This window comes from Microbulbifer echini (assembly GCF_041447225.1).
GTDB lineage: Bacteria > Pseudomonadota > Gammaproteobacteria > Pseudomonadales > Cellvibrionaceae > Microbulbifer > Microbulbifer echini.
Genome location: NZ_JBGMEL010000043.1, coordinates 1 through 3,791, shown reverse-complemented (window position 1 = coordinate 3,791; position 3,791 = coordinate 1). Strand labels below are relative to the sequence as shown.

Here is a 3,791-nt window from a genome sequence, read left to right as displayed (position 1 = left end):
GCCAAGTCGCTTAAGACATCGTCCAGGCCAGAATGCGTTACGAAAGGTGGAAAAGATTAAGGCCCAGATTAGAGCAAAAGTAGAGCACCCATTTCGTTATATAAAAAACATTTTTTGATATGGAAAAGTCCGCTATCGAGGTTTAAAGAAAAACACCCAGCGCCTGTGTATGCTGGCCGGCTTTACCAACTTATTGATTGGAAAAAATATCTGCTGCACTAGGACCGGTGCGTCTGAAATCTGCAAAACGCAGATTTCAGGGAATTAAAATGGGGATAAATATGTATGGAAACCTGATTTTTGACTAAAAAAAGTCATTTTTTATTGTGTGATACCTAATTTAGAGTCTGAAAGCTATTTTTCAGAACTTCCCTAAATATAAGTGCGGCATTGAAAGAATGACTAGGCTTCTGTAAGAATCTGCAACGCAGAGTGAAGTGTTCTGAAAGCTTCGAAGGCCGAGCATGGAAAGCCACAGCTGCTGTGCTACAGCTGTGGCAAAGGACTAGGACCAATATCTGCGAACTGTGACTAATATTTGTAGCCTTAAGGGGTCGCAGTGATACTAAGCGATTGTTCATAGGCTGTTTAGTGTTTGATCAATAACCTGTTTATTATTACATTGCTGTACTTCCAAGTGCTCAATCCCAATCCGCTGAAGTTTTTCCCTGATTTGTTTTAACTCACCCTCTGTTGTAAGGCTAGTGTGCCTGGTAAGGCGTACCTGTAAGGGGGTCTTGGACTTAGCAAGAATTTCTGCACATTGCCAGGGAGCTACACCGCTGCCGTCTACACCGGTAATCGATGGGTAGTTCTCTGGCATCGCTTTGATATCCAGCCCCACCCAATCCAGGTTGTGAATAAGGCGGCTTAGTCTACTGGGGTAAATACCTGCGGTATGCAACCCTACTTTGAACCCCAGCTCACGTACTTGAACGATTGCAAATCTCAAGGCATTTTGAGCAGTTGGTTCTCCGCCAGAGAACACAATAGCGTCGAGCAATCCCTGTCGATCTGCGAGAAATGTCAAGATTTGATCCCATCCATAGTTACTCGGAGCACGGGCAGGCAGTAGATCGCCATTGTGGCAATAACGGCAGCGCCAGGGACATCCCTGGCAAAAGACCACTGCGGCCAATTCACCAGGGAAGTCAATAGCGGTGAACGGTGTAAACCCACCGATGCGCAGTTTTTCAGCCATGGTTATTGGTAACCGAAGCGGTACTGCCAGCGACAAAAAAACGGCGCTCGCGGTGTTCCGACTGTTTACCTGGGTTCCAGAAAGATACCGGGCGGTGATAGCCCATTACCCGGCTCCAGACTTCACAGCGGGTGCGATCTTCATCTTTCAATGTGGAGGTTGAGTGTTTCATGGTGTTTCTCCTTGGAGATTGGTTTTAATCGCTACAACAAGATTGCTCGCGTGCGAGCAGGGTCTCATCGCAGCGAGGACAGAACGCATGTTCGCCACTTAGGTAACCGTGCACCGGACAGATAGAAAAACTGGGGGTTACGGTGATATAAGGCAATCGATAATTTTCCAGGGCGCGCCGCAGTAAGCGGCGGCAGCTGTCGGCATCGGGCAATTGCTCGCCTAAATAGAGATGGAGTACGGTACCGCCGGTGTAGCGGGATTGCAGCGATTCCTGCCGGGATAAGGCGTCGAAAGGGTCATCGGTAAAACCGACCGGGAGCTGGGAGGAATTGGTGTAGTAGGGAGCCTCCACGCTGCCTGCCTGGATAATATCCTCATAGCGCTTGCGGTCCTCACGGGCAAATCGGTAGGTGGTTCCCTCGGCCGGTGTTGCTTCCAGGTTATAAAGGTGACCGGTTTGCTCCTGAAATTCCGTCATACGTCTACGAATATGGTCAAGTAGCTGCTCCGCCAATCCTTTGCCTCGCTTCGTCACAACGCTTTCACTGTCATCGCTGAAGTTGCGCAGCATTTCATTGATGCCATTGACCCCAATGGTGGAGAAGTGATTGCGCAGAGTGCCAAGGTAGCGACGTGTATAGGGAAACAGGCCGGCATCCATATGCCTCTGGATCACTTTGCGTTTCAATTCCAGAGAATCTCGTGCCAGTAGCAGCAACTTATCTAGCTGGTCAAGCAGAAGGTCCCATTTCCCTTTGTACAGATAACCCAGGCGCGCGCAGTTGATAGTCACCACGCCGAGAGAGCCAGTTTGCTCGGCGGAGCCAAATAACCCATTGCCACGTTTTAACAGCTCACGCAGGTCGAGTTGTAAGCGGCAACACATGGAGCGCACCATATTCGGGCTCAGGTCTGAATTAATAAAATTTTGGAAGTAGGGCAGGCCGTAGCGGGCGGTCATGGCAAACAGCCGTTCTGCATTCTCGCTGTCCCAGGGAAAGTCTTCAGTAATGTTGTAGGTTGGAATTGGGAAGGTAAAGACCCTGCCGCGGGCATCCCCCTCGCTCATAACCTCAATATAGGCACGGTTGATCAGGTCCATCTCTTCCTGCAGGTCACCATAAGTGAACGGCATTTCATTACCGGCAATAACCGGCACTTGCTCGCGCAGATCTTGGGGGCAAACCCAATCAAAGGTGAGGTTAGTAAAGGGGGTCTGGGTGCCCCATCTCGACGGCACATTCAAATTAAAGATCAGCTCCTGTATACACTGGCGCACAGTGGCGTAATCTAGCTGATCCTTGCGTACAAAGGGCGCGAGATAGGTATCGAAAGAGCTGAACGCCTGGGCTCCCGCCCATTCGTTTTGTAGTGTCCCCAGGAAGTTAACAATCTGTCCAGCGGCACTGGTTAAGTGGGCTGGCGGTGCAGATTCAACTTTGCCGGGAACCCCATTCAGCCCCTCGTGCAGTAGAGTGCGTAGTGACCAGCCGGCACAATAGCCAGCCAGCATATCCAGATCGTGGATATGTAAATCTCCATCCCGATGAGCCGCGCCAATCTCCGGTGAGTAGACATGGTTCAACCAATAATTGGCGATCATTTTGCCGGCGCTATTTAAAATAAGGCCACCAAGGGAATAGCCCTGGTTTGCATTGGCGGCAACACGCCAGTCGGCCTGCTCCAGATATTCTTCAATTGAGGCGCCAACATCGACTAGTGTCTGCCGATGGTTGCGCATTTGCGCATGTTTCCCCCGGTAGGCGATATAAGCCCGAGCGGTATCTATGTAATCGCAATTAATGAGTATCTGCTCGGCGATATTCTGGATCTCCTCGATATCAATCGGAGTAGTCTCATCAAAGCGATGATTGATCACTTTCAGCACGGCTTCGGTAAGCCAATCAACTTCATCCTCACTGAACTCACCTGTGGCCTGCCCAGCCCGCACCAGTGCCGAGGTAATCCGCCGAGAATCAAAAGCTACAGCACGACCATCGCGCTTACGTACTAAAAAACTGCTTATATTTTGGTCTGGGGATTGGTCAAGTATTGCGCTGTTACTGTCGGGATTAGAGGTGTTTGTCATGGGCATTCCTTCACAGGTTGTGAGGGAAGTCTATAGAGACACTATATGGGCGATCTTGATCTGGATCACTATATGTGGTGTTTTGTTGGGTGTTTTGTCACATCATATGGTGGTTTTAAGAGGTGATGCCTAAATGAAAAATTTTCACTCTTCAAGGCATCGGAACAGGGCAATAGCGCAGTATTTTCAGATGATTAGTATAAAAAGTAGGCTGCTTAGTACTCGTTGAAAAATATCAGTGAACCTTGGGGCTGCTTTATTGAGTGATCCTACCCACCAACGACGGACACACCACTAAGCGACTAGTTGTTCCTCAAACGCCTCAGG

1 protein-coding gene and 1 pseudogene are annotated in these 3,791 nt (G+C 49.4%); both read right to left on the bottom strand.

Annotation, left to right across the window (positions count from 1 at the left end; genetic code table 11):
* Positions 1–577: 577 nt before the first annotated feature.
* Positions 578–1,201 (bottom strand): anaerobic ribonucleoside-triphosphate reductase activating protein, encoded by a 624-nt coding sequence (locus ACCI51_RS19340; protein ID WP_371845064.1) that lies wholly within the window; start codon positions 1,199–1,201, stop codon positions 578–580.
* Positions 1,194–3,464: pseudogene (locus ACCI51_RS19335) on the bottom strand (ribonucleoside triphosphate reductase). The gene ACCI51_RS19340 and the pseudogene ACCI51_RS19335 overlap by 8 nt, the downstream one beginning before the upstream one ends.
* Positions 3,465–3,791 lie beyond the last annotated feature (327 nt).